Annotated in this window: 20 protein-coding genes; 5 read left to right on the top strand and 15 right to left on the bottom strand. The window is 68.9% G+C overall.

Annotated features, from left to right (window positions below; translation table 11 throughout):
* From OWM54_RS31040 to OWM54_RS30975, 14 genes are all read right to left on the bottom strand, one after another.
* Positions 1-3,174, bottom strand: a complete 3,174-nt coding sequence (locus tag OWM54_RS31040; RefSeq protein ID WP_223781762.1) for a tetratricopeptide repeat protein — start codon at positions 3,172-3,174, stop codon at positions 1-3.
* A gap of 188 nt (positions 3,175-3,362) precedes the next feature.
* Positions 3,363-4,748 (bottom strand): acetyl-CoA carboxylase biotin carboxylase subunit, encoded by a 1,386-nt coding sequence (gene accC / locus OWM54_RS31035; protein WP_141323742.1) that lies wholly within the window; start codon positions 4,746-4,748, stop codon positions 3,363-3,365.
* A gap of 70 nt (positions 4,749-4,818) precedes the next feature.
* Positions 4,819-5,415 carry an acetyl-CoA carboxylase biotin carboxyl carrier protein gene (gene accB, locus OWM54_RS31030; protein ID WP_223781761.1) on the bottom strand — a complete coding sequence of 199 codons (597 nt, stop codon included), beginning with the start codon at positions 5,413-5,415 and terminating at the stop codon, positions 4,819-4,821.
* A gap of 30 nt (positions 5,416-5,445) precedes the next feature.
* Positions 5,446-6,027 carry an elongation factor P gene (gene efp / locus OWM54_RS31025; protein ID WP_223748138.1) on the bottom strand — a complete coding sequence of 194 codons (582 nt, stop codon included), beginning with the start codon at positions 6,025-6,027 and terminating at the stop codon, positions 5,446-5,448.
* Between the two features lie 135 nt (positions 6,028-6,162).
* Entirely contained in the window at positions 6,163-6,525 is a 363-nt protein-coding gene (locus OWM54_RS31020) for a roadblock/LC7 domain-containing protein (protein ID WP_141323739.1), read from the bottom strand.
* A 43-nt stretch (positions 6,526-6,568) separates the two neighbouring features.
* Positions 6,569-7,213: a hypothetical protein gene (locus OWM54_RS31015; RefSeq protein ID WP_223748137.1), complete on the bottom strand. Its 645-nt coding sequence runs from the start codon at positions 7,211-7,213 to the stop codon at positions 6,569-6,571.
* Positions 7,214-7,249: 36 nt separating this feature from the next.
* Positions 7,250-9,967, bottom strand: a complete 2,718-nt coding sequence (gene pilQ / locus OWM54_RS31010; RefSeq protein WP_267699821.1) for a type IV pilus secretin PilQ — start codon at positions 9,965-9,967, stop codon at positions 7,250-7,252.
* A 56-nt stretch (positions 9,968-10,023) separates the two neighbouring features.
* Complete coding sequence (locus tag OWM54_RS31005; protein WP_267699820.1) at positions 10,024-10,596, bottom strand: pilus assembly protein PilP; 573 nt, start codon at positions 10,594-10,596, stop codon at positions 10,024-10,026.
* Positions 10,597-10,639: 43 nt separating this feature from the next.
* Positions 10,640-11,224, bottom strand: a complete 585-nt coding sequence (locus OWM54_RS31000) for a type 4a pilus biogenesis protein PilO (protein ID WP_223748135.1) — start codon at positions 11,222-11,224, stop codon at positions 10,640-10,642.
* 13 nt (positions 11,225-11,237) lie between these two features.
* Positions 11,238-11,921, bottom strand: coding sequence for a PilN domain-containing protein (locus OWM54_RS30995; protein WP_223748134.1), 684 nt, complete (start codon positions 11,919-11,921; stop codon positions 11,238-11,240).
* A gap of 27 nt (positions 11,922-11,948) precedes the next feature.
* Positions 11,949-13,031, bottom strand: coding sequence for a type IV pilus assembly protein PilM (pilM, locus tag OWM54_RS30990; protein ID WP_046715650.1), 1,083 nt, complete (start codon positions 13,029-13,031; stop codon positions 11,949-11,951).
* 195 nt (positions 13,032-13,226) lie between these two features.
* A complete protein-coding gene (locus OWM54_RS30985; protein ID WP_223781756.1) occupies positions 13,227-14,645 on the bottom strand; it encodes a sigma-54-dependent transcriptional regulator in 1,419 nt (472 codons plus the stop codon).
* Between the two features lie 57 nt (positions 14,646-14,702).
* Positions 14,703-15,824 carry a sensor histidine kinase gene (locus tag OWM54_RS30980; protein ID WP_267699819.1) on the bottom strand — a complete coding sequence of 374 codons (1,122 nt, stop codon included), beginning with the start codon at positions 15,822-15,824 and terminating at the stop codon, positions 14,703-14,705.
* Between the two features lie 16 nt (positions 15,825-15,840).
* Positions 15,841-17,049, bottom strand: a complete 1,209-nt coding sequence (locus OWM54_RS30975) for a prepilin peptidase (protein WP_267699818.1) — start codon at positions 17,047-17,049, stop codon at positions 15,841-15,843.
* Between the two features lie 231 nt (positions 17,050-17,280).
* Here OWM54_RS30975 and OWM54_RS30970 point away from each other — a divergent pair, with 231 nt between their 5' ends.
* The 4 genes from OWM54_RS30970 (at position 17,281) to OWM54_RS30955 (ending at position 20,593) form a co-directional block, all read left to right on the top strand.
* The gene (locus tag OWM54_RS30970; protein WP_267701183.1) at positions 17,281-17,856 is read left to right on the top strand and encodes a prepilin-type N-terminal cleavage/methylation domain-containing protein; all 576 of its coding nucleotides are present in this window, start codon (positions 17,281-17,283) and stop codon (positions 17,854-17,856) included.
* Positions 17,857-17,947: 91 nt separating this feature from the next.
* Positions 17,948-18,868 carry a tetratricopeptide repeat protein gene (locus tag OWM54_RS30965; RefSeq protein WP_267699817.1) on the top strand — a complete coding sequence of 307 codons (921 nt, stop codon included), beginning with the start codon at positions 17,948-17,950 and terminating at the stop codon, positions 18,866-18,868.
* Positions 18,849-19,829 (top strand): ABC transporter ATP-binding protein, encoded by a 981-nt coding sequence (locus OWM54_RS30960; RefSeq protein WP_223748129.1) that lies wholly within the window; start codon positions 18,849-18,851, stop codon positions 19,827-19,829. The genes OWM54_RS30965 and OWM54_RS30960 overlap by 20 nt, the downstream gene beginning before the upstream one ends.
* Positions 19,826-20,593, top strand: a complete 768-nt coding sequence (locus tag OWM54_RS30955; RefSeq protein WP_267699816.1) for an ABC transporter permease — start codon at positions 19,826-19,828, stop codon at positions 20,591-20,593. Before OWM54_RS30960 ends, OWM54_RS30955 begins: the two co-directional genes overlap by 4 nt.
* A 44-nt stretch (positions 20,594-20,637) precedes the next feature.
* Here the strand turns inward: OWM54_RS30955 and OWM54_RS30950 are convergent, their stop codons facing one another.
* Complete coding sequence (locus OWM54_RS30950; protein WP_267699815.1) at positions 20,638-22,398, bottom strand: tetratricopeptide repeat protein; 1,761 nt, start codon at positions 22,396-22,398, stop codon at positions 20,638-20,640.
* Positions 22,399-22,603: 205 nt separating this feature from the next.
* On the opposite strand from OWM54_RS30950, the gene OWM54_RS30945 reads away from it, so the two are divergent.
* The gene (locus tag OWM54_RS30945) at positions 22,604-23,713 is read left to right on the top strand and encodes a glycosyltransferase family 4 protein (protein ID WP_267699814.1); all 1,110 of its coding nucleotides are present in this window, start codon (positions 22,604-22,606) and stop codon (positions 23,711-23,713) included.
* Positions 23,714-23,719: the final 6 nt, after the last annotated feature.

Below are 23,719 nucleotides of genomic sequence, written 5' to 3'. Positions count from 1 at the left end.
CTACACGTAACCGACCTTGCGCGCCTTGGGCGCGCCGGCGGCCGGCACGGGGGGATTGGCCACGGCCGCGGCTGCACCGCCGCCAGGGCTCTTCGTGCCGTTGGTGGTGGCGACGGGCGCGGGCATGGGGAGGGGGTCGTCTTCCGGTGACGTGCTGGCGGACAGTCGGGACACCTGCGAGCTCACGTCGCGGTACTTCGCGTCCATCGCCGCCACGCGCTGGTAGTGGTGCAGCGCCTTGCCCGGCTCGCCGCTCGCCTCCCAGGCCTGGGCCAGCTCGAAGCCCAGCGCCTTGGCGGCCTCGCCCGTGGCGTGGGGACTGGCGAGCCCCTCGCGGAAGGTGGCCACCGCGGACGCGCCGTCACCGCGCAGCAGGTGCAGCATGCCCATCATCGTGAGGCAGTCGAGCTCACGCTTGGAGCCCATGGAGCCCTGACGCGCCACCTCGAACTCGTGGAGCGCGTCGTCCAGCAGGCCCATCTCCTTGTAGGCGATGCCCAGGTCGTAGTGCGTGTCCACGTCCTCGGGCTTCACCACCTTGGCCAGGCCCTTCTTGAACTCGGAGAACACCTCCTCCACCGAGTACTGGAAGTCCTCTTCCGCCGCGGGCGCCGCCGCCGTGTCGTCGCCCAGGTTGTCGATTTCGCCGGCCAGCTCCGCCGCCAGGTCGAACGCGTCGCGCTCCCCCGCCGGCTCCGTCACCGGAAGCACGGTGGGCACCGACACGGGCTCGGGCGGCTCCTCTTCCGGCGGCACGCCGCCGCTGGCCTCGAGCGCCTCCAGGCGCTCCATCAGCTCCGTGGCGCGCGCGTGGCCCGGGAAGGCGATGCTCACCGTCTCGAGGATTTCACGCGCCTCTTCCAGCAGGCCCTGGTCCAGGAAGAACGCGGCCTCGTCGCACTCCTCCGCGGCGGGCTCCTCCTCCGGCTCGCTGACGCTGTCGTCGGCGAGCTCGGCGGCGGCCTCCTCCTGAGGCTCCTCCACGGGCGAGCCGAAGTCCTGGGGCTCCTCCTCCACCGAGCCGAAGTCGGTCTCCGGCAGGGACTCGGGTTCGTCGAGGGGCGCGTCGTCCATCGCCACGATGGCGTGCGAGGCGGTGGGCTCCTCCTCCTCGAAGTCGCCCAGCGACGGCATGTCGGAGCCCGCGGGCTCCTCGAGGTCGTCGAGCATCGACGCGTCCAGCGGCGCGATGCCCACGCGCGTGGGGACCTCGTCCACGTCGAGCGAGGCCTCCTCGACGAGCGTCGCCTGCTTGCGCGTGTCGGGCGCGGCGTCCTGGAGGAGCTGACGGGTGGGCGCGCGCACCATCGTCGGCGGCGGCGCGTCGTCATCGTCGCCCAGCGACATGGCCGCCATCGTGGACGTGGCCTCGTCGTCCGAGTCGCCCAGCGAGTAGCTCCCGTCGTCGGAGAGCGGCCCGTCCAGGTCGGCCGACTCGACGAGCGGCTCGTCGTCCGTGGACGCGAGGCCGGGCTCGTCCGTGAGCACCATCCCGTCGTCGCCCGACACCAGCAGCTCGTCCTCGGCCGCCGCCGCCAGGTCCTCCGGCGCGGGGGAGTCGTAGACGTCGTGCTCGCCCGAGGTGATGGCCTCGCCGACGAGCGCCTCCTCGCTGACGACGGTGGCGTCGTGCTCGTCGTCGATGACCTCGTCGGAGTCGCTCGAGGGCAGCGTGGCCAGCGCCAGCTCGTCCCCCGGAGGATGCAGCAGCGCGTCCTCGGGCGGCGGCGCGACGAGCACCTCGTCGTCGCTGGAGTCCACCAGGATGGCGTCCTCGCCCACCGACTCCACCACCGTCGCGGACGGAGAGGCCGTCACCGGGCCCTCCACGCGCAGCACCGACAGGAACGCCGGCACCTCCGGGTGCGCGGGGTTCTGCTGGAGGATGGTCGCCAGGTACGGCTGCGCGCGCGTCGAGTCCGCGGCGCGCGTGCACAGGCGCAGCACGTTCAACAGCTGCTCGCCCGCCTGCGCCGTGTTCCCCGAAGCGACGTAGATTTGATACGCCTTCTCGTGCGCGTCCAGGTTCTCCGGGTCGACGGAGAAGACCTTGCGCAGGTGCTCCAGCGCTTTGTCGTGGAGCCCGTACTTCACGTAGACGTCCGTCTCCGTGAGCAGCTTCGCCAGCTGCTCGCGCGCCATCCCCGCCTGCGAGGGGGGCGGCGCCGCGACGGGCGCGGGCTGCGGCTGGGCCGCGGGCTGAGGCGCGGCGCGGGCGGCCGGCTGGGGCGCGGAGGGCTGCTGGGGCTGCGGCGCCGCCACGGGCTGGGGCTGCGCGGGAGCCGGCGCCGGCGCGCGGCGCGCGAGCAGCTCCGGGTCCTGCGGATCCAACACTTCAATCTGCGTCCAGACGGCCTCGGCCTCGGTGAGCCGGCCGCGCTCCTGGTGGATCTTCGCCAGCTCCTTGTAGACGGACACCGTCTTGGAGGTCTGCCCCAGCCCCTGGAACGCCTGGGCCAGGAGCGACAGCGTCTCCACGTCGCGGCCATCCGCCTTGAAGCACACCTGCAGCTTCGCGAGCGCGCGCTTCTGGTCGCCGCGCTGCAGGTACGAGGTCGCCAGCTCCTTGGCGAGCGGCAGGTTGTCCGGCTCGAGCGTGGACAGGCGCTCGGCCACGCGGGCCCAGTCGTCGCCGCGGCCGTTGCGCTTGAGGTACTCGGCGGCGCGCTTGAACTCCTGCACCGCCTCGCGCGACATGTTCTCGCGCGCGTACAGCTCCGCGAGCTTGATCTTCGACGCCACGTTCTCCGGGTCGAGGTCCACCATCTTCTTCAAGGTGTCGAGCGACGACTTGGTGTCGCCCGCCTTGTCGTAGTGGTTCGCCACGATCTGGAAGTAGGCCATCGCCTCCGACATCAGCCCGAGCTGCTGGTGCAGCTCCGCCAGCTTGAGGTTCACCTCGAGCAGGTTCGGGTTGAGCTTGAGGACCTGCTTGTAGAGGGCGACGGCCTTGAGGAAGAAGCCGTCCGAGGAGTAGCTCTCCGCGACCTTGGTGAAGAAGTGCGCCGCCTGGGCGTTGTCGTTCTTCTTCTGGTACAGCTCCCCCATCTTCTGGAGCACCCGGATGTCCTTCGGGTCGACCTCCAGGACCTTCTGATACTCCTTGATGGCCTTGTCGTACGCGCCCTTCGCGACCAGCTTCGCGGCGGCTTCGATGATCTTGTTCTTGTCCATCGAGCGTGGGCTTCCGGCGAGCCGAAACCCCTTGGAACTTCGCGGGTTTCTATCTTCAAAAGGGGGAGAGTCGGAGGCTAACGGAATCCTCCGACGCGGGTCAAGAAACAGCCCGGCTCCCCCCGGGGCCAGCTCACCTGCTTGCACACCCGCCCATTAGACGGACGCGCCACGTAGGCGGACGTGCGCTACGGCGTCTCTTCCACGGCTTTCTTGAGTCGACGGGAACCCGTCTCACTCGCGAGCAGCCGCTCCACGAAGCGCGTGTCGTAGTTGCCCTCCTGGAAGGACTCCTCGCCGAGCGCCGCGCGGTGGAACGGGATGTTGGTGCGGATGCCTTCCACCACGTACTCGCCGAGCGCGCGCTGCATGCGGCGGATGGCCGTCTCGCGGTCCTCCGCGTGCACGATGAGCTTGGCCAGCAGGCTGTCGTAGTACGGCAGCACCGTGTAGTTCTCGTAGGCCCCCGAGTCCACGCGCACCCCGTAGCCACCCGGGACGCTGTAGCCCGTAATCTTGCCGGGCCACGGCGCGAAGGTGATGGGGTCCTCGGCGTTGACGCGGCACTCGATGGCGTGCCCGCGGATCTGGATGTCCTCCTGCTTGAAGCGCAGGGGGTGGCCGTAGGCCATGCGGATCTGCTCACGGACCAGGTCCACGCCCGTGACGAGCTCCGTCACCGGGTGCTCCACCTGGATGCGCGTGTTCATCTCCATGAAGTAGAACTCGCCGCGCTCGTCGAGCAGGTACTCGATGGTGCCGACGTTGTTGTAGCGCAGCTTGCGCATCGCCTCGACGGACACCCGGCCCATCCGCTCGCGCAGCTCCGGCGTGAGCGCCGGGGACGGGGCCTCCTCGATGAGCTTCTGGTGCCGCCGCTGCACCGAGCACTCGCGCTCGTTGAGGTGGATGATGTTGCCGTGCTCGTCCGCGACGATCTGGATTTCGATGTGGCGCGGCTTCTCCACGTACCGCTCGATGTAGAGGTCGCCGTTGTTGAACGACGCCACCGCCTCCGCCTGCGCGGTGGAGAACGCCTGCGCCAGCGCGCTCGGCTCGCGGACGATCTTCATCCCCTTGCCGCCGCCACCCGCGGCCGCCTTGAGGATGACGGGGAAGCCAATCTGACGGGCGAACTCCTCCGCCTCGCGCGGGTCCTTCACGGTGCCGGGGCTGCCGGGCAGCAGCGGCATGCCCGCCTCCCGCGCCGCCTGCCGGGCCCGCACCTTGTTGCCCATCATCCGCAACATCTCCGGGCGCGGACCGATGAAGCGAATCTTGCAGTTCTCGCAGACCTCGGCGAACTCGGCGTTCTCCGACAGGAAGCCGTAGCCGGGGTGGATGGCGTCCGCGCGGGTGATTTCGGCGGCGGACAAGAGCTGCGGGACGTTGAGGTAGCTCTCCTTGGACGACGGAGGGCCGATGCAGACGGCCTCGTCCGCGAAGCGCACGTGGAGGGCGTTGGCGTCCGCCGTGGAGTGCACCGCCACGGTGGCGATGCCCAGCTCCCGACAGGCGCGGATGACCCGCAGGGCAATCTCCCCGCGGTTGGCGATCAGCACCTTCTTGAACACGGGGGTGTCTCCTGGAGCGGTGGGCGTGGGGCGCGCGCCCGTCGTGGGGCGAGGGGCGCGCCCGCCAGCGTCAGGCCGGCTCGATGCGGAACAGGGACTGGCCGAACTCCACCGGCCGCCCGTTCTCCACGAGGATCTCCACCACGCGGCCGGAGACCTCGGACTCGATTTCGTTCATCAACTTCATCGCCTCGATGATGCAGAGCACCTGGCCCTTCTTCACCACGGTGCCCACGTCAACGAAGGCCGGCTGGTCCGGCGCCGGCGTCCGGTAGAACGTGCCGACGAAGGGGCTGGTCACCACGTGGCCGGGCTTCTCCGGGGCCTTCTCAGCCGCGGGGGCCGGGGCGGCCACGGACGCGGCGGCAGGGGCGGACGACACGGGGCGGGGCGCGGGCGCCGCGTACTCCACCGCCGGGCCCACCGGGACGGCCGACGGGGCCGCGTGGTGGACGATGGTCGTCTCCGGGGCGTGGCCGCGGCGGATGAAGAGCTTCTCCTCCCCGCGCTTCCACACCAGCCTCGTCACGTCCGAGGCCTCCAGGATGTTGACGATTTCCCGCAGGGCCTCCACGTCCAGCGACGTGTTGCCCGCGTTGGCCGCGTTCGCCGGAGCGGACGCGCTGGCGGGCACGGAGGCCCGGGTCGACTTGCGCTTGGTTGCCATGCTCGCGTCCCCTCCCTCGGGCGTCCTGGGCTAGCCCGCGGTGGCCACGCGGGTCAGGTACTTGCCACCGTCGCGCGTGTCGATCTTGAGGACATCACCCTCGTTGATGAACAGGGGGACGTTGACCTCGAAGCCGGTCTCCAGCGTGGCGGGCTTCAGCGCGCCGGACACCGTGTCGCCGCGCACGCCCGGGTCGCACTTGATGACCTTCAGGTCCACCGAGTTCGGCAGCGTGACGCTGATGGCCTTCCCGTTCCAGAACAGGATGGTCGCGTCGGTGTTCTCCTTCAGGAAGTTCTTCGCGTCGCCGAGCGCCTTCTCGCTGATGAAGGTCTGCTCGAAGTCGCGCTTGTCCATGAAGTAGTAGTCCTCGCCCTGGACATACAGGTACTGCATGTCCTTCTCTTCGATGTCGGGGCGGCCCACCTTCTCACCGGACTTCAGCGTCGGCTGCAGGACGCGGCCCGTGGTGAGGCTGCGGATCTTGGTGCGGACGAAGGCGGAACCCTTGCCGGGCTTCACGTGCTGGAACTCGACGATGACGAACGGCTCACCGTCGATTTCGATCTTCATACCGTTGTGAAACTCGGACGTATCGATGACACCGGCCATGGGGACCGACTCCTTCAGACTCGAAAATACGGAAGCTTGAAAAGTCGGGGGTGTCTAGCCCATGCCCCCTCCCATGGGAAGGGGAAAGCTGCGGAGCGCCGCGTCGTCCGGACGACTGCTTTACAGAGGGCGCGGCTAGAGCTCCGCGCTCACCTTGGGGGCCGTCACGCGAAGCACATAGCGGCCCTTGCCGTAGTTGCCATCCGCGCGCAGGGCGAGCACGAGGAAGTACTCCGGGGACACCAAGCGCATCAGCGTGAGGACCTTGTCGCTGTTGACGCTGACCTCGCTCACCGCGCCCGTCTTGAGCGTCTCCGCGGCGTGGCGCAGCTGCGTGAGGAGGTTGGCGTACTCCACCCAGGCCCCGCCCAGGTCCAGTTCGCCCGCCTCCTCGCGCTGGTAGGTGTCCACGGAGATGCCGTCGAAGCCCATCACGCTGCAGGCGAGGGCTCCGTCCACCTGGTTGACGACTGACTCGAGGTGCGTGCGAAAGGACATGGGCTCGTGGGGGTTCCTGGGTGGAGCGGTGCGGCGCTTACGGCTACGGGGCGGGGATGTCCTCGCACTCCGGCACGATGCCGTTGTGACCACGCAGGTCGCAGTTCGCGGTCGGAGCAGCGAAGCGCTGACCCGCAGGGCACGTGTAACCCGAACGGCCCACCGTAAGGGGGAAGGCGAACTCGTTCGCCTCCACCTTGCTGTTGGCGCTCGTATGCCCCTTGAACTTGATGGTGATCAAGGTATCGACCACGGCTCCGGTCAACGTCGCGGCATCGAGCGCATCCCGGGCCTGCGGCGTCAGCAAGTTGAACAGCAGGCTGCCGCCCTCTCCCCCTTCGAAGCCGCCGAACAGCCGCACATTGGCGTCCTCGATACCGAGGTCCGGCTCCGTCTGATACGACACGTCCATCGAGGTGATGTAGACGACCTGGGACCCCGGGCTCGACACCTGGCCGCCCTCTCCCACGAGGACCTCCGTGCCGATGCGGTTCGAGGTGACGATGAGCCCCAGCCGGTAGTTCAAGGCCAGGGACATGTCCAGCGAGCCCCGGAGGATGGCCTCATCCTCCGGAATCGTGCAGTCCTGGTCCGGCAGGGCGGCATGGAGGACCTGCAGCTGAGGGACGTCGTCGACGCAAGACACCGAGCCGAACGCCAGCAGCGCGGCGAGATAGATGGGCTTCATGAGCGTACTCTCTCCTCGGAGAAGAGGCGCGATGCCTTACAGGCTCTGCGCAATGGTCTGCCGGTTGAGGATGCGGGGCGTGATGAAGATGAGCAGTTCCTGACGCTCATCCGTGTCGTTCGTCTGCCGGAAGAAGAACCCGAGGACCGGAATCTTCGAGAGGAACGGCACCGAGTTGGTCCGCGTCGAGCCGCGACGCACGTAGATGCCACCGATGACCGTGGTGTCCCCATCCTTCACCAGCACCTGGGTGACGGCCTCCTTGCGCTGGATGGAGGGCTGACCGTTGGCGCCCGTGTTGGCCGGGTCCGGCTGGTTGTTGGAGGCGTTGATGGCCATCAGGATGCTGCCGTCCTGGGTGATGTGCGGCGTCACCTCGAGCGACAGACGCGCTTCCACGAAGGTCGTGTTCACGCCGGCCGCGGACGTCTGGCTGAACGGGATGGACACACCCTGGCTGATGCGAGCGGTGTTGTTGTCCAGCGTCGTCACGCGGGGCGCGGAGATGGTCTTGATGGTACCCTCGGTCTCCGCAGCGGACAGGCGCAGGTTGAGCTGCAGCGCGCCACCGGCCGAGCCGAAGACGAAGCCCAGCGCACCACCGGCGTTCTCACCCACCGGAGCCGGCAGGTTCACCGCGAAGTTCGGCACGGCGGGCACACCCTGGGCGCCGACGCTCGGCGAACCACCCGTCACGGCGACGTTGTTCGGGAAGATGAGGCCCGTCGAGTTGCCCGTGGCGGCGGCGGCCCGGGCCTGACCACCCCACTGCACGCCGAGTTGCCGGCTGAAGGTCGTGCTCGCCTCGACGATGCGGCTCTCGATGAGGACCTGCGGCGTCTGCGTGTCCAGGCTGCGCACCAGCGAGCGGGCCTTCTCCGTGTTGGAGCGCACGTCCTTGACGATGAGCACGTTGGTGCGCGTGTCCACCGTCACGGTGCCGCGCTCGCTCAGGACGTCCTTCACGCGGGCGGACATGTCGGAGGCCACCGCGTAGTTCACCGGGATGAGGTTGACCAGCAGGTCCTCCTGCTGCTGGAGCGACTTCTTGCGCTCCTGGCGCAGCCGGGCCTCCTCCTCCAGCGTCTTGAGCGGGGCGATGCGGATGATGTTGCCGAACTCTTCCTTGCCCAGCTGCTTGGTGCGCAGGATGAGGTCCAGCGCCTGGTCCCAGGGCACGTTGCGCAGGCGGATGGTGACCCGGCCGCTCACGTCGTCCGCGACGACCACGTTCTTCTTCGAAATCTCCGCGATGACGCGCAGGAGGTTCTGGATGTCGATGTCCTTGAACTCGAAGGACACGCGCTTGCCGCGGTAGCGGGCCTGCTGCGGCGCGCCCTCGGCGGCGTAGGCGGGGGCCTCGGCGGTGAAGCCGGCGGTGCGCTGCGCGACGGACACCTCGTCCGTCTTCACGCCCTTGACGTCCAGGCGCCAGGACAGGGTGTTGCCGCTCTGGCTGACCTTCTCCTCGATGGCGCCGTCGGCGGCGACCACCACGCGCACCTTCCGGCCCTCACCGGGGACGCTGAAGGCGCTGATCATCTTCACCGGCGTCTCCAGCGCGCTGGTGTCCAGGCTGCGCTCGAGCTTCTTGGGCAGCCGGGCGTTGTCCAGCGTCAGCACCGCGCTGCGCGGGTCCGGACGGTCCACCTTCCAGCCCGCGGTGCCGGACAGCTTCAGCACCACGCGGCCACCCGCCCCACCCTCCTGGAACGACAGGTCCTTGACCTCGACCACGGACGCGGTGGCCGGAGCCTCCACGACCACGGGGGCCGGACGCAGGGGCTCCACCTCGGCGACCGAGGCGATGACCTCTTGCGGCGCGGGCGACGGCGCGGCCTTGCGGGCCACCGCGCCACCGAGCACCACCTCGAGGCCCTTGTCCGCGCGGTCCACGCGGTAGGCGGGCATCTTGCCGCGCACGTCGAGCACCAGCCGGACCTTGTGCGAGTGGGCGCCCACACGCACTTCCTTCAGGGTCGCGCCGTTGATGCGGGGCGCGCGGGCCGCCAGGCCCACCCCGTACAGGTCCACCGCGAGCCGGGGCGGATCCGCCAACTCCAGCACCTCGTAGCGCGCGATGTCGCCGTCCGCGCGGATGCGCAGGGTTTCATCGGCGTAGGCGAGCTGGGTGATGCGCTGGGCGGGCTGCGCCACCTCGCGCTCGTCGGCCTCGGCGGCGACGACGTTCTCGGGCAGCGCGGGCTTCGCGGCCGCCTCCTGCTTCACGGGGGCCTCCGCGACGACGGCGGGCTTCACCTCGGCTGCGGGCGCGGGCGTCGTCGGGGCGGCGGGGGCCGTCGCGACGGTCGCGGGCGCGGCGGGCTTCGCCTCGGGGGCGGAAGCCGCTCCATCCACGGAGATGACCACGCGGTTGCCGTCCGCGCGCACGTCGTACTGGGACGCCTTGTCGAGCGCCAGCAGCACCCGGCCGACGCTCGCGCGCTCGTCCGAGAACTGCGACGCCACGACGCCGGACACCGGTCCGGAGCCGTCATGGTGGCCCTTGATACCCGTCGCATCCGCCGACGAGAGGTCCACCACCAACCGCTCCGGCCCACTGAGCCGGAAGACGGTGAAGGTGGGGGGCCGGGTTCCGGTCACCACCACCTGGGCGCCCGAGCCGGTACGGGACACATCCAGGTCCCGAAGCGTATTCAGTTCGGCGCCGCTACTGCTGGCGCCCGCAAGGGCGACCGCGAATGCAGTCGCCAACATCCACTTGCCCCTCGTCACAGCGCTCCTCTCGAGCATGCGTCCCCTCACCAAGTTGGAAGCGGGCTGCCGCCCGCGGGCGCGCCACGGGGGCGCTACTCCCCGTAGTTTTTGCCCGTCATTAAATTGTAGCTCGGGTCCTGCCGATCATCGGGCTTGAGCTGCAGGGTCACCGGATTCTTGATGATCTCTCCGTTGCCCGAGAACACCTCGGTCACCGTCAGCGAATCACGGAGGATCTGCGTGACCTTGCCGCCCTGGCGCCCCACGCGGGTGTTGCGGCGCACGATGTGGCCTCGACCCAGCGGGTCTTCGACCATGGCAAGTGGATTGGCGTCGCCCGTGACGACCGCGACCAGCTTGAGCTGGTCCAGATCGAACGCGCACAGCGGCTCCGTGCAGGTGGGCGCCGCGATGTTGGGGTTCACCGGCCCCAGCTCTTCCAGCGGGCTGCGGAACGGGTCGCGCTTGCCCACCGGGTTGTACGAGTAGACGTACGGCGCAGCCGCCGCGGCCTCGACCGCGGCGGGGGCCGTCTCCGCCGGCGCGGCGGGGGCGGCCGGCGCGGGAGCCGCCACCGGCGGAGGAGGCGGCGGAGCCTCGTCCTCGCAGGCAGCGAGCGTCAGCGCGAGCGCGGCGGTCGTCATGGTGGCCTTGAACATCTTCATCCTCAATCCCCTTGTCGCCCTACTTCCGGGACGGATCAAGTTTCTAGTTCTTCTGGGTCTCGACGAACCGGAAGGTCGTCGCCAGGAAGCTGCTCTGAAGGACGACCTTCTCGTTCTTCAGCGTCGGCTGCCCCAGGTTGATGTTGTTGACGTTCACGATGCGGCGCATGTTCGCCATCTCCTGCAGGAACATGGCGATCTCGTGGTAGTTGCCGCTCACCGTCATGCGGATGGGGATGCGGGCGAAGAACTCGCCGCCACCCACGTACTCGCGGTCGGGCTGAACCAGGGAGATCTCCAGGCCGCTCTTCTTGCCGATGTCGTTGATCTGCGCGAGCAGCTCCTCGACGTCCTTCTTCTCCGGCAGCTCCGTGAGGGCCTCGGCGAGCTTCTGCTCCAGCACGTCCATCTCGCGCCGGCGCTCGTTGAGGTTCTGGGCGATCTCGCTCTTCTCGGCCAGCTCCAGGTCCAGCGTGCGCCGCTCGGCCAGCTGCTGCTCGATGTTCGTTTCGGTCGGCTCGATGAGCAGGAAGTAGTTGGCGGCGGTCATCAGGATGATGACCGCGGCGAGGCCACCGAACTTGACGCCCGGGGACGCCTTGACGAATTGGTCCAGGTACTTGTCCATGGTGGGGCCTCGGTCAGATGGCGTAGTTCGCGCTGAGGGTGATCTTGAAGTCGACCAGGGGGGGCATGCCCGTGACACCCGCGGACGCCTTGGTCTGCACCGCGCTCGTCAGGTCGATGTTGGTGAAGAACGGGGTGATCTGCCCGGCCGGGAACTCCTCGATGGTGGCCTCCGCCGTGAGCAGCTCCACGCGGGACGTCTTCGCGTCACGGCGCTGGTCCACCAGGCGCCCCATGCCCTTGGGCGTCCACACCACGCCGTTCAGGCCGCGCATGAACTCGGCGACCTCGTCGTGGCTGACGGCCGAGCCGTCGATGGACACCGCGCTGGCGGACTCGACGAAGCCCTTCACCCAGACTTTCTTGGGCGTGGCGGACGCGAGCGCGTCCATCATCCGCACCGGGCCGTTGCGGCCCTTGCGCAGCGAGTCGAGCACCGCGAGCTTCTTCTCGACCTCCGCCTTGCGGGCGTTGATGTTCTTCACCTCGCCGATGACCTTCTCCAGCTCGGCGATCTTCGCGCGCGTCTGGGCGATGCCCTGAGCGTTGCGCTGGTATTCGGAATCACGGTCGTCGTACCAGAAGTAGTTGCCCACGGCGGCGCCGAGGAGCGCCAGCGCGAAGAGGACCAGCACTTGCCGGCCCTTCTGCTGGGTCTGGACCTTCCGGACGGGAAGCAGGTTGATGCGAATCATCATGTGCGTCGTCTCCAGGAGGTGGACAGGTCAGGCCAGCTTGTCGCCCGGACGCCGGAGCGCCAGTCCCACGGCCACCGCGGCCATGGGCGCCACGTCCATGATGAACGCGGGGTCGAACTTGCGGTTGTCCACTTCGATCTTGCGGAACGGGTTGAGGATCTCCACCGGCACGCCGGTGCGCGCTTCAATCGTCTTGAACAGGGCCGGAATCTTCGCCGTGCCACCCGACAGGTAGACCTTGGTGAAGTTCGAGTCCGCCGCCGTGCCCGCGTAGAAGTCCAGCGAGCGCTGGATTTCGCCGGCCACCTGCTCGGCCACGCTGGAGAGCACGCGCTCGACATCCTGGGGCACCACGGCGTCCGCGTCCGCGCGGTTGCCGCCGATCTTCAGCGCCTCGGCCTCCTCGTAGGAGACGTTGAGCTGCTTCTGGATTTCTTCGGTGAACTGGTTGCCACCGATGGTGACGTCGCGGGTGAAGACCGTCACGCCGTTGGCGATGATGTTGATGTTCACCACCGAGGCGCCCGCGTTGATGAGGACCACGGTCTCCTTCTCCGGGAGGTCGTAGTTGACGGAGAACATGTTCTGGACGGCGAAGGCGTCCACGTCCACCACCACCGGCGCGAGGCCCGCCTCGGAGACCACGGTGGTGTAGTCGTTGATCATGTCCTTCTTGGCGGCCACCAGCAGCACGTCCATCTGCCCGGTGGCGTCGTTGCCGCCGCCGTCGAGGATCTGCGTGTCGATGTTCACGTCCTTCACATCGAACGGGATGTACTGCTCGGCCTCCCACTGGATGCTCTCCTCGAGCTCCTCCTGGGACATGCGCGGCATCTGAATCTTCTTGATGATGACCGAGTGGCCGGACACGCCGATGGCGACGTCCTTGCCCTTCACCTTCAGCTCGGACATCAGCTCCTGCACCGCCTGCACGATGGCGGTGGAGTTCATCAGCGCTCCATCGACGATGGCCTCCGGAGGCAGCGGCTTCATGCCGAAGCTCTGCAACGCGAAGCCGACCTCGCCGCGCTTGCGCTGCTCCTTGAGCAGGATCATCTTGATGGAGGTCGATCCGATGTCCAGACCGAGTGCCAGTTTGCCCTTCGCCATTCTTGACTCCGTCGAGAGGCGGCCAGCGTAGCACTGGCCGTCAACCCCACCTAAAAAGTGCCCGGAGCCCGCCTGCTCTCCGTTCGGCCGGGACCCCTGCGTTCTTGCTGCGCCAGGCCCCCACCACGGTCGCGGAGGCCCGATTTTCCGGCCTCGGACGCATTTGGTCAAATGGGGACGGCACACCCCACCCGGTCATCCCCGCTCCGCCTCGGCGTCCGGGTCGATGCCGTACTCCTTGATCTTGTACAGCAACGCCCGGTGGCTGATGTCCAGCACCTCGGCCGCCCGGGTGCGGTTGCCCTTCGTCCGACGAAGCGCCGCCCGGATGTAGGACTCCTCGAGGTCCCGGATGGCCCGTTTGAGCGACAGGTCACTACCGACCTGTTGCACTCCGCCATCCCCCGCCGTGGCCGGTCCGGGTGTGGGGGCGGCCCACAGCCTTTCGGGCAGGTTGGCCGGGAGGATGTGCGGGCCATCCGCAAGGAGCACCGCGCGCTCCATGGCGTTCTCCAGCTCGCGCACGTTGCCCGGCCACGCGTAGGCGGACATCAGCGCCTCGGCCTCCGGTGACAGCCCCTCCACGGGGGGTTCCCGGTTGAGCTCGCGGTTGAAGCGATGGAGGAACGCGCTCGCCAGGAGCGGCACGTCCTCGCGGCGCTCGCGCAGGGGCGGTATCCGCACGTTCACCACGTTGAGCCGGTAGTAGAGGTCCTCGCGGAACTCCCCCTTCTCCACCAGCTTGCCCAGGTCGCGCAGCGTGGCCGCCACCACCCGCACGTCCACCTTCTCCACCCGGCTCTCGCCGACGGGGCGTATCTCCCCCTCCTGCAACACGCGCAAGAGCTTCACCTGCGCGGGCAGCGGCAGCTCGCCCACCTCGTCCAGGAAGAGCGTGCCGCCGTCGGCCTCCGCGAACAGGCCGCGCTTGGCGGTGCGTGCGTCGGTGAAGGCGCCCTTGGCGTGGCCGAACAGCTCGCTCTCCAGGAGCCCGCCGGGGATGGCGCCGCAGTTGACGGCGACGAAGGGCAGGGGCGCGCGGGGGCTCTTCGCGTGCAGTTCCCGGGCGATGAGCTCCTTGCCCGTGCCGCTCTCGCCACTGATGAGCACCGTGGTGTCCACGGGCGCCAGCCTCGCCACCTGCCGGAGCACCGCCTGCAACGGAGCGCTCGAGCCGAGGATGTGGCCCTGGGGCAGCGACGGCAGGCCCGACTGCTTCAGGCGCTTGTTCTCGCGCAGCAGCCGCTCGCGCTCCTCGGCCTTGCGCAGGACGAAGACGATCTCCTCGGGCTTGAAGGGCTTCTGGACGTAGTCGTAGGCGCCCGCGGACACGGCCTCCAGCGCCTGCTCCTGCGAGCCGTAGGCGCTCATCACCACCACGGTGAGCCCCGGGTGCGCGGCCTGGGCCTCGCGCAGGAGCGTGAGGCCGTCCTTGCGAGGCATGCGCACGTCACACAGCAGGACGTCGTAGTCGCGCGCGGCCAGCTCCCTCAGGGCCTCCTCTCCATCCGCGACGGCGCGCACCTCGTACTTCCGGTCGGTGAGCACCAACGTGAGGATGTGGCGGATGGAGGGCTCGTCGTCGGCGACGAGGATGGAGCGGAACAGGGACATGGCGGCCTTGCCTCCATCATCCCCCAGAGTCGCGGGAGGAGATAGCTTCTGGCCCGCTCACACGGCGGGGAGGGCCAGGGTGAAGCGCGCGCCGCCCTCGGGGAGGTTCTCCGCGCCCAGTCGCCCGCCCATCACCTGCGCGAGTCGCAGCGACACCGCGAGTCCCAGGCCCGTGCCCTGGCGTCCCTTCGTCGTGAAGAAGGGCTCGAACAGCCGGGGCATCACGTCAGGCGGGATTCCCGGCCCCTGGTCAGTCACCATCACCCGCGCCTCGCCCGCCTCCAGCCGGGTGGTGACGCTGACGCTGCCCTGCCCTCCCATGGCCTGCGCGGCGTTGAGCAGCAGGTTGATGAGGATCTGCGACAAGGGCCCCGGCTCCGCGCGGGCCAGCATCCCCGGCTCGAGCGACAGCTCCACCGAGACGCCCGCCAGCTCCGGCGCGGCCCGCACCAGTCGCACGCACGTCTCCACCACCGAGCCGACATCCACGGGTCCCGGAGAGGCCGTCTCGGGACGACCCAGGTCGAGCAGCCCCCGCACGATGCGGTCGATGCGCTGCACCTCATGGTCGATGCGCTCCAGGTAGTCCTTCAGCTCCGCTGAGGGCGCCTTCATCCGTGCCAGGGAGAGGTAGCCCAGGATGCCCGCGAGCGGGTTGCCCACCTCGTGCGCCACGCCCGCTGCCAGCCGTCCCACGGTGGCGAGCCGCTCGGAGGTCACCAGCTCCGTCTGCGCGCGGGTCAGCCGCGTGTTCGCCTCGCGCAGGGACTCCATCTGGGAGCGCGTGAGGGACTGCTCCTGGCGCAGCGCATCCGCCAGCCGCTGCAGCGCGCGCTGCATGCGCGACAGCAGCGGGCCGCCCTGCGTGGGCGACAGGTGCGGGTCGGGCTCCAGGCGGCCGAGCTGCTCCACCATCTCCTCGGCCGAGCGCAGCGGGCGCCCCACCGTCAGATACAGAATCCCGTAGGCCAGCAGCGTGAGCGCCACCAGGTCCAGCCCGAGCGCCAGCGGCAGGAACCCTCGCACCTGCGACAGCACCTCCGCGTCCGGCGTGCCCGGGCGGGCCAGCCGCCGCCCCAGGTCCAGGAGCCGGATGAGGACGGGCTGCAATGACAGCCAGGACAGGCCGGTGCAGAGCGAGGCCAGCAGGAACGCCACGCTGGCGATGCGCCACTTCATCGCGTGCCCGCGCGGCTCACGGCGCGCCTCCCAGGAGCAGCGCGATGTCCATGGGCAGCACCCGCGCCAGCCAGGGACCGAGCAACAGCACCTCCAGCCCCGCGAGCGCGAGCCACGGTCCGAAGGGGATGTTGGTGGGGCCAGGCACCCACTCCTCCTCCTCGCCCGTCTCCTCGTCCACGGGTGCGTCGGGAATCGGCTGGACGAGCAGGCACCAGGGAACCAGGAGCAGCCGCTTCCACAGCGGAATGCCGGGCCGGGTGAACTCCCATGTCATGGTGGGCTCGGGCTCCTCCTCCGGCCCCGCCTCGGATATGGGCGCGCCGCCCGCCGGGTGCGCGGCCATCCCTGGCAGCGACACATCATCCGACGAGGGCAGCGTGACGCCGCTCGAGGTCGATGTCGACGCGACGCCCGACGCCCCATCACCAGCCGGAGACGCATCCGAGGCCGGCGCGGGCCCCGGCCCCGTCGGAGAGGGTTGCGCGTCCGGCGCAGGAGGTTGCGCCGCGGGCCCCGCGCGTCCCGTGAGGGCGAGCAGCGCAATCCCCACCACCGCGCCCTGGAGCGAGGACAGGAAGAGGATGCCGAGCAGCGCTCGCCAGGAGAGGAACGCACCCAGCAGCGCGACGAGGAACTTGTCGCCGCCGCCCAACGCCTCCTTCTTGAAGACCTTCCAACCGATGTACTCCATCAGGCGGAAGACGAGGAAGCCGAGCACCGCGCCCACCGTCGCGTCCACCACCGCGTCCGCGCCGCGCGGCACCGCCAGCAACAGCCCCGCGGCGATGCCCGGCACCGTCAGCGAGAACGGCAGTATCCAGTGCGCCAGGTCGATGAAGGTGAGCGGTATCAACAGCGACACCAGCACCAGCGCGGGGAACAGCTCGTACGTCCACCCGAAGCGGCTCAGGCACGCGAGGAACAAGAGTCCCGTGAGCAGTTCGACGAGCACGTAGCGCGGCGAGATGGGCGCGTGACACGAACGACACCGTCCCCTCAGCGCCAGCCACGAGAGCACGGGGATGTTCTCGTACCAGGAGAGCACGTGCCCGCACCGGGGACAGCGCGAGCCGGGCCGGACGATGCTCAGTCCTTCGGGGACACGCGCGATGACGACATTGAGGAAGCTGCCGATACACAGGCCGAGGACCAGGAGGAAGGCGCTGAAGAGAGGCCCGGCCCAGCCCGGCAGGAGGGAGAAGTCCGTCACGGAGCCCGGCATCCTAGCGTCGCGCCCGGAGAGGTCAGCCCCCTGGATCGACGATTTCCGTCAGAAGCAGTGACAAAATTTGGCAACCAGGCGCCCTGCCTGACGGGGAGCGCTGCCCGACCTCGTGGGAAATCCTCAGGTTGGGGTGACTGTTGGCCATGGCACCCTTCGTGCTAAGAATCCGGGCAGTCGTTCAACCCCCCTCTGCACCTGCGGAGCACTCCCGACATGCTGAACCGTCTCCTGAAGAAGAAGGGTGGCTTCACCCTCATCGAGCTGATGATCGTCGTCGCCATCATCGGCATCCTGGCCGCCATCGCCATCCCGAACTTCATCCGCTTCCAGGCCAAGTCCAAGCAGTCCGAGGCGAAGACCAACCTGAAGGCCATCTTCACGGCCCAGAAGGCGTACTTCGGCGAGAAGGACAAGTACGTCACCGACTTCAAGGTCGTCGGCTTCGACCCCGAGCCCGGCAACCGCTTCAGCTACGGCATCACCGGCACGTGCAACATCGCCCAGGCCGTGAGCGCGCGTACGTACGGCGCCGGCTGCATCGGCCAGGACCTTGCCCGCTTCGCGAAGACCCCCACGGCCTCCGCGCCCCTGACCGCTGGCGTGACCCCGGCCGCCACCGACTGCCCCAACTGCGAGTTCAACGCGACGGCCATCGGCAACGTGGACAATGACCCGGCCGGCGACACGTGGGGCATCACGTCCTTCGCGTCCTCCCCCACCACGCTCACCAACACCTGCGGCGTTGACACCACCTCCATCGGTGGTGGCGAGCCGGGCAACGCCTACAACGACGTGAGCTGCTAATACCCCCAGGGACTCGCTTCGAGCGGGCCATCCTGTGGTACCAGCGGGGCGCCCAGGCGACTGGGTGCCCCGCCTTCGTTTCCAAGGACCGATGCGCAAGCTGCCTTCCATGCTCCTGGCCGCTGGGTTGTTGTTGGTGGTGCCGCTGGCGGCCCGGCCCTCCCCTCCGCTCTACCTGGGTGATCGCCCGCTGCTACCCCGAGCCGGCTTCCTCAAGGTGTTGTTCAAGGCGCAGCTCGCGCTCGTCTCGGACTACTTCTGGATTCTCACCATCAACAGGGTGGGCGCCGCCACGAACCCGGCCGAGTACCGCGAAATCTACTACTACGCGGACCTCACCACGGACCTCGACCCTCGCTTCTCGAAGGTCTACACGTTCGCGGGCATCACCATCCCCATCCATCTGGGCCGCGAACAGTACGAGAACGTCCAGGAGTCCACGGCCATCCTGCGCAAGGGCATCGCCAACACGCCCGAGGACAAGCGCATCCACTTCCAGCTCGCCTACAACCTCATGTTCTTCGAGCGCCGCTACAAGGAGGCGGCCGCCATCATCGAGGAGCTGGCGAAAGCCCCGGACGCGCCCGACTGGTACTCCGCCCTGGCGACGCGCTTGTATGCCCAGGCGGGAGACTTCGACACCAGCCTGAGCCTGGCGATGATGCTTCGCGACGGCGCCGAAGACGCGCAGACGCGCGAGTACTACGCGCGTCGGGTCAGCGAGATCCTCCAGGAGCGGATGCTCCAACGTCTGGATGAGGCCATCGAGCGCTACAAGGCCCGCGAAGGCCACCTGCCCGACACGCTCACGGTGCTCGTCCCCGCTGGAGACCTGGACAAGCTGCCCACCGACCCGTTGGGCGGTGAGTTCTTCATCGGCGAGGATGGACGGAGCTATTCCTCCGCCGCCAAGTTCCGGCTCGAGCTCATCAAGAACCTGAAGACCGAAGAGGGCGAGCGCATCGTCCCCAAGCCCCGCGTCGTAGAGAGCCATGACGACCCCCAGCCCTGACGCTCCTCCCATCCAGACCCAAGGCCTCTCCAAGACGTACAAGGTCGGCTTCTGGTTCAACCGCACGGTCCGCGCGCTCCAAGGTCTCGACCTCGAGGTCGGCCCCGGGCAGATCTACGGCCTGCTCGGCCCCAATGGCGCCGGCAAGTCCACCACCATCAAGATATTGATGAACCTGGTGCGCCCCAGCGGAGGCACCGCGCTGCTGTACGGCCAGCCGGTGGACCAGGCGGCGACCCGGCGGCTGGTGGGCTTCCTCCCGGAGAACCCCGCGCCGTACGAGTACCTCACCGGCCGCGAGTTCGTGACGCTCGCCGGACAGTTGTGCGGCATGAGCGGCCACGAGCTCGACCTGCGCGTGAAGGAGGTCCTGGGCGCGGTGGACATGAGCCACGCGGAGAAGCTGCAGATCCGCCGCTACTCGAAGGGCATGGTGCAGCGCGTGGCGCTCGCCCAGGCGCTGGTGGCCAGGCCCCGGATGCTCATCCTCGACGAGCCGACGAGCGGCCTGGATCCCGTGGGCCGCAGGCAGATGAGAGACCTCATCCTCGCCGAGCGGGACAGGGGAACCACGGTGCTCTTCTGCAGCCACATCATCCCGGACGTGGAGGCGCTCTGCGACAGGCTGGCCGTGCTGGTGGGCGGCCGCCGCGTGCGCGAGGGCAGCGTGCAGCAGTTGCTCTCCGCGCAGGTCCCCTCCGTGGAGGTGGTGGTGGAGGGGCTGAAGATGGAGCAGGTGAAGAACCTGGGCGTGGCGCTTGAATCCACGCAAGCCCTGGATGGGCGCGTGCTGCTTCAGGTCGCCGATTCTGACAGCCAGCGGCTGCTGGGGCAGGTGCTCGCGGCGGGCGGACGGGTCAACAGCCTCCAGGCGGCGAAGTTCTCCCTGGAGCAGCTCTTCATGGATGCCCTGAAGGATTCAGGGCGGGCGACGAGCGTCGGCGGGGAGATCAACACATGAGCGCGTTCGGCGCGATGGTCTGGAACGGGTTTCGCGAGGCGCGCCGCAACCGCGTCACGGTGGTGGTGGGCGCCTTCGCGGCGGTGGTGCTGCTGTCGTCCACGCTGGTGACGGAGGTGACGGTCGCCACGTTCGACCGTGTGCTCACCGACTTCGGCCTGGGGATGATGAGCCTCATCCTCGTCTTCCTCACCATCTTCCTGTCGAGCGGCCTCTTGAGTCGCGAAATCGAGCGGCGCACCATCTTCCTCGTGGTGAGCAAGCCCGTGTCGCGCTCGCAGTTCCTGCTGGCTCGGCTGGCCGGCAACATGCTGACGCTCGCCGTGCTGATGGTGGCGATGATGCTCATCTTCTTGAGTCAGCTGGCGCTCTTCCAGGTCAGCATCAACGCCACCCAGGCCCTCGCGGTGGTGGGGCTCTGGTTCGAACTGCTCGTGCTCACCAGCGCGGGCATCCTCTTCTCCAGCTTCGCGGGCCCGGCCGTGTCGGCCATCGCCACCACGGGCATCTACTTCGCCGGCCACCTGGCCAATGACCTGTTCGACATCGCGCGCAGGCTGGACGATGGCCCGGTGAAGACGGTGGCCACGGTGCTCTACTACCTGCTGCCCAACCTGGAGCGGATGAACTTCCGCCCCCAGGCGACGTACGCGCTGCCGGTGGACGCATCCACGTTCTTCTCGGGCATCGGCTACGGCCTGGGCTGGGCTGCGCTGTTCACCGCCGCCGCCATCTTCATCTTCGAGCGGCGCGACTTCCGCTGAAGCGCCTGTCGCACCGAGGCCCTGCCCCCAGGGCCTCGCGCGCATCATGGCGCGGAGCCCGCGGCCAGTCGCGCCTGCCGCAGTCCCTCCCGCGCGGGCGCCGAGTCGGGCCGCAAGCGCAGCGCCTCCTCGAGCGGGGCCACGGCCTCCCCCGCGCGCCCCAGCTGCAGCAGGGTGCGCCCCAGCTCCAGGTGAGAGTCGGCGCGCCGGGGAGAAAGCCGCAGCGCCGCCCGAAAGCGCTCCACCGCCTCCTCCTGGCGCCCCGCCTTGCGCAGGGCGAGTCCCAGGTTGTGGAGGACGACGGGCTCGCGAGGGCGCATCGCATGAACCCGTTCGAGCTGAGGGATGGCCAGGTCCATGCGTCCCAGCAGGGCATACGCCACGGCCAGGTCGCTCTGCGGCTGGTAGAGGTGGGGCATCGCCTCGGCCGCAATCTGGAGCGGCGCAACCGCCTCCTCCACCCGACGTGCCTTGAGATAGGACGCGCCCAGGTAGGCGTGGATGCTCGGCTCCTCCGGCGTCTTCGTGAGGGTGTCCTCCCACAACGCGATGTCATCGCGCCAGGCGGGAACCCGAGCCAGCGTCAACGCGGCGAAGACCACCAATACACCACCCGCCACGAGCCCCACCGCGCGGGCCTGGGCGGCCCAGCGCTCGAGCATCCACTTCACCCCCGCCGCCATCAGCAGACAGAAGCCCACCGAGGGCAGGTAGAGGAAGCGCTCCGCGTAGGCCTCCACGCCACGCAGTTGCATGAGGAAGATGGGCAACAGCGGCGTCAGCAGCCAGATGCCTCCGGCGAACACGGCCGGGGACGTGCGCCAGGAGCGCCACAGCACTCCCGCCAGGAGCAGCAGCAGGAGGCTCCCCAGCACCACCTCCGAGACCAAGGGCTCAACCCGTGAGGGAATCGTCACCACGAGCGGATGAGGCCAGAAGAGCTTGCCGCACAGCTTCCCCACCAACGCCAGCAGGTGGACCGGATACAGCCCCGCGCTCCCTTCGCCGCCCTGGAGAGGTACGGAGAGACCGACGGCATTCAGGCGGAGGGCCGCGTATCCCAGGGCCCCCACGCCGAGCGGCGCGTAGCGACGCACCCAGCCCTTGAGCCCGAGCGGGGAAACGCCGACGCCCGCGGCCCTGTCGGTGGCCCACAGCACGGCGGGGAACACCACGGCCACTTCCTTGAAGAGCAGCCCGGCCCCCCACAGGAGCCCCGCCCCCACGCCCCGTCCCCAGGACGAGGGCCCGGCCACCATGAGTCGCACCGCGAGGAGCACCAGGAGCGTCGCCGCGACGTCCATGCAGCCACTCAGCCACGCCACCGACTCGGTGTGCACGGGGTGCACGGCGAACAGGAGCGCACCCGCCAGCGCGCCCCACTCTGCCGAGGACGATGCTCCGGACTCCTTCACCTTCAGACAGGCGCGCAACAGCCAGAAGACCAGCGCGCAGACCGCCGCGTGCAGCAGCAGCAACACCAGGTGGAAGCCCCAGGCCTCGAGCCCGAAGACAGCGCGCTGTGCGAAGAAGAGCACGTGCGCGAGCGGTCGGAAGTAGCTCGCCGCGGGACCGCGCGCCGAGGTGGGAATAGCCCCGTCCTCGACTGGGAACAGTGGACGCTGGAACGCGTTCGCAAGCTCGCTCCAGGAGCGCAGCCAGGGATTGTCCACCACCAGTTGCGCATCGTCGTAGACGAAGCCGTTGAACAACGTCCCGGCGTAGACGAGTGCCGCCGTCAAGGCGACGAGCAGCACCTGGGTTCGAGGCGCGAGGCGAAAGGAGCGGGAGTCGGCGGAGTCCATCGGTGTCACGAAGGGCGGGAGTCTACCGGCTTCTCTTCGCCGGCAGGGCCGGGACCTCGGGTCGCAACGAGGGCAAGGCGCCTGCCGGGCGGTTCCACGCCAGACCTGGGGGATGGAGCCCAAGTCCGTCCGGGACAGCCCGAGGTCCGCGCCTATACTCGTCCGCGCGCGCCCATGGACCGGGCGCCGACAGGGTCCCCGTTCCATGCGAATCCTCGAGGTCTCCAACTTCATGCCGCCCCACCCCGGCGGCATCGAAATCATGATCGACACCCTGTTCCAGGGGCTCCAGCGTCGCGGCCACGATGTCCGGTGGATCGCCGCCTCCACGCCCCTGGAGCCGGGAACAACAGGCCCCTTCGTCCGGGTCTCCGCATGGAACTGGCTCGAGAAGAACCTGCACGTCCCCATGCCGCTGTGGGCGCCCTCCGGCTGGAAGGAGCTCGACGAGCAGGTCCGCTGGGCCGACGTCATCCACGTCCACGATTGCCTCTACTTCTCCTCCTCGCTGACCACCGCGCTCTCGAAGGGCCGTCGCAAGCCGCTGCTCGTCACCCAGCACGTGGGCGAGGTGCCCTACGGCGGAGTGCTCGACTGGGTGCAGGCAGCTGCCTACCGCACGCTCGGGCGGACCCTGCTGAGCGCCGCCAGTGAGGTGGTGACCTACAGCCCCCACGTCGTGGACTACTTCCAGCGCGTCGGGGTGAAGAAGCCCCTGCGCATCATCCCCCTGGGCTTCGACCCGCGCTTCAAGCCCTTGTCCGAGCAGGAGCGGCTGGGGGCACGACGGGAGTTCGGGCTCCCGGAGACGGGCGCACTGGTGCTCTTCGCCGCGCGGCTCGTTCCCAAGAAGGGCGTGCACCGGGTCGCCGAGCTTCAACGACTGCTGGCCTCCGAGGGAGTGACGCTCGTGGTGGCGGGAGACGGCCCGCTGGCCAGCGAGGTCTCGGACCTCCCGAACACGGTGCACCTGCGGCAGGTGGACCACGCGCGCATGCACCTGCTCTATGGCTGCGCGGACGCCCTGCTCCTGCCCTCCGTCGGAGAAGGCCTGCCACTCACCCTCCAGGAAGGCATGCTGACGGGCCTCCCCGCGGTCGTCTCACGCGACCCGTCCTTCGTCGCCAATGTCTCCAATGCGCCCGGCGTCAGGCTGGAGGAAGGACTGAGCGCCCAGGCAGAGGCGTTGCGAGAGGTCCTGTCAAACCCGCCGCCGCGGGGCGACATCGCGGACTGGGCCAAGGCGCGCTGGGGACTGGAGCGCTTCGTGACGGAGTACGAGCGCACCCTTGCCCATCTCGTGTCCGGCAGCTGACCTCAC

The organism is Myxococcus sp. MISCRS1 (genome assembly GCF_026626605.1).
Taxonomy (GTDB): Bacteria; Myxococcota; Myxococcia; order Myxococcales; family Myxococcaceae; genus Myxococcus; species Myxococcus fulvus.
Note: the sequence above shows the minus strand (reverse complement) of the source record. Positions and strands in the feature narration are given on the sequence as shown.

Excerpts from the sequence above, each read along its gene's own strand:
- OWM54_RS31040 (WP_223781762.1), bottom strand. The coding sequence starts at position 3,174 with ATGGACAAGAACAAGATCATCGAAGCCGCCGCGAAGCTGGTCGCGAAG.
- accB (WP_223781761.1), bottom strand. The coding sequence starts at position 5,415 with ATGGCAACCAAGCGCAAGTCGACCCGGGCCTCCGTGCCCGCCAGCGCG.
- efp (WP_223748138.1), bottom strand. The coding sequence starts at position 6,027 with ATGGCCGGTGTCATCGATACGTCCGAGTTTCACAACGGTATGAAGATC.
- OWM54_RS31020 (WP_141323739.1), bottom strand. The coding sequence starts at position 6,525 with ATGTCCTTTCGCACGCACCTCGAGTCAGTCGTCAACCAGGTGGACGGA.
- OWM54_RS31015 (WP_223748137.1), bottom strand. The coding sequence starts at position 7,213 with ATGAAGCCCATCTATCTCGCCGCGCTGCTGGCGTTCGGCTCGGTGTCT.
- pilQ (WP_267699821.1), bottom strand. The coding sequence starts at position 9,967 with ATGCTCGAGAGGAGCGCTGTGACGAGGGGCAAGTGGATGTTGGCGACT.
- OWM54_RS31005 (WP_267699820.1), bottom strand. The coding sequence starts at position 10,596 with ATGAAGATGTTCAAGGCCACCATGACGACCGCCGCGCTCGCGCTGACG.
- OWM54_RS31000 (WP_223748135.1), bottom strand. The coding sequence starts at position 11,224 with ATGGACAAGTACCTGGACCAATTCGTCAAGGCGTCCCCGGGCGTCAAG.
- OWM54_RS30995 (WP_223748134.1), bottom strand. The coding sequence starts at position 11,921 with ATGATGATTCGCATCAACCTGCTTCCCGTCCGGAAGGTCCAGACCCAG.
- pilM (WP_046715650.1), bottom strand. The coding sequence starts at position 13,031 with ATGGCGAAGGGCAAACTGGCACTCGGTCTGGACATCGGATCGACCTCC.
- OWM54_RS30985 (WP_223781756.1), bottom strand. The coding sequence starts at position 14,645 with ATGTCCCTGTTCCGCTCCATCCTCGTCGCCGACGACGAGCCCTCCATC.
- OWM54_RS30980 (WP_267699819.1), bottom strand. The coding sequence starts at position 15,824 with ATGAAGTGGCGCATCGCCAGCGTGGCGTTCCTGCTGGCCTCGCTCTGC.
- OWM54_RS30975 (WP_267699818.1), bottom strand. The coding sequence starts at position 17,049 with ATGCCGGGCTCCGTGACGGACTTCTCCCTCCTGCCGGGCTGGGCCGGG.
- OWM54_RS30965 (WP_267699817.1), top strand. The coding sequence starts at position 17,948 with ATGCGCAAGCTGCCTTCCATGCTCCTGGCCGCTGGGTTGTTGTTGGTG.
- OWM54_RS30960 (WP_223748129.1), top strand. The coding sequence starts at position 18,849 with ATGACGACCCCCAGCCCTGACGCTCCTCCCATCCAGACCCAAGGCCTC.
- OWM54_RS30955 (WP_267699816.1), top strand. The coding sequence starts at position 19,826 with ATGAGCGCGTTCGGCGCGATGGTCTGGAACGGGTTTCGCGAGGCGCGC.
- OWM54_RS30950 (WP_267699815.1), bottom strand. The coding sequence starts at position 22,398 with ATGGACTCCGCCGACTCCCGCTCCTTTCGCCTCGCGCCTCGAACCCAG.
- OWM54_RS30945 (WP_267699814.1), top strand. The coding sequence starts at position 22,604 with ATGCGAATCCTCGAGGTCTCCAACTTCATGCCGCCCCACCCCGGCGGC.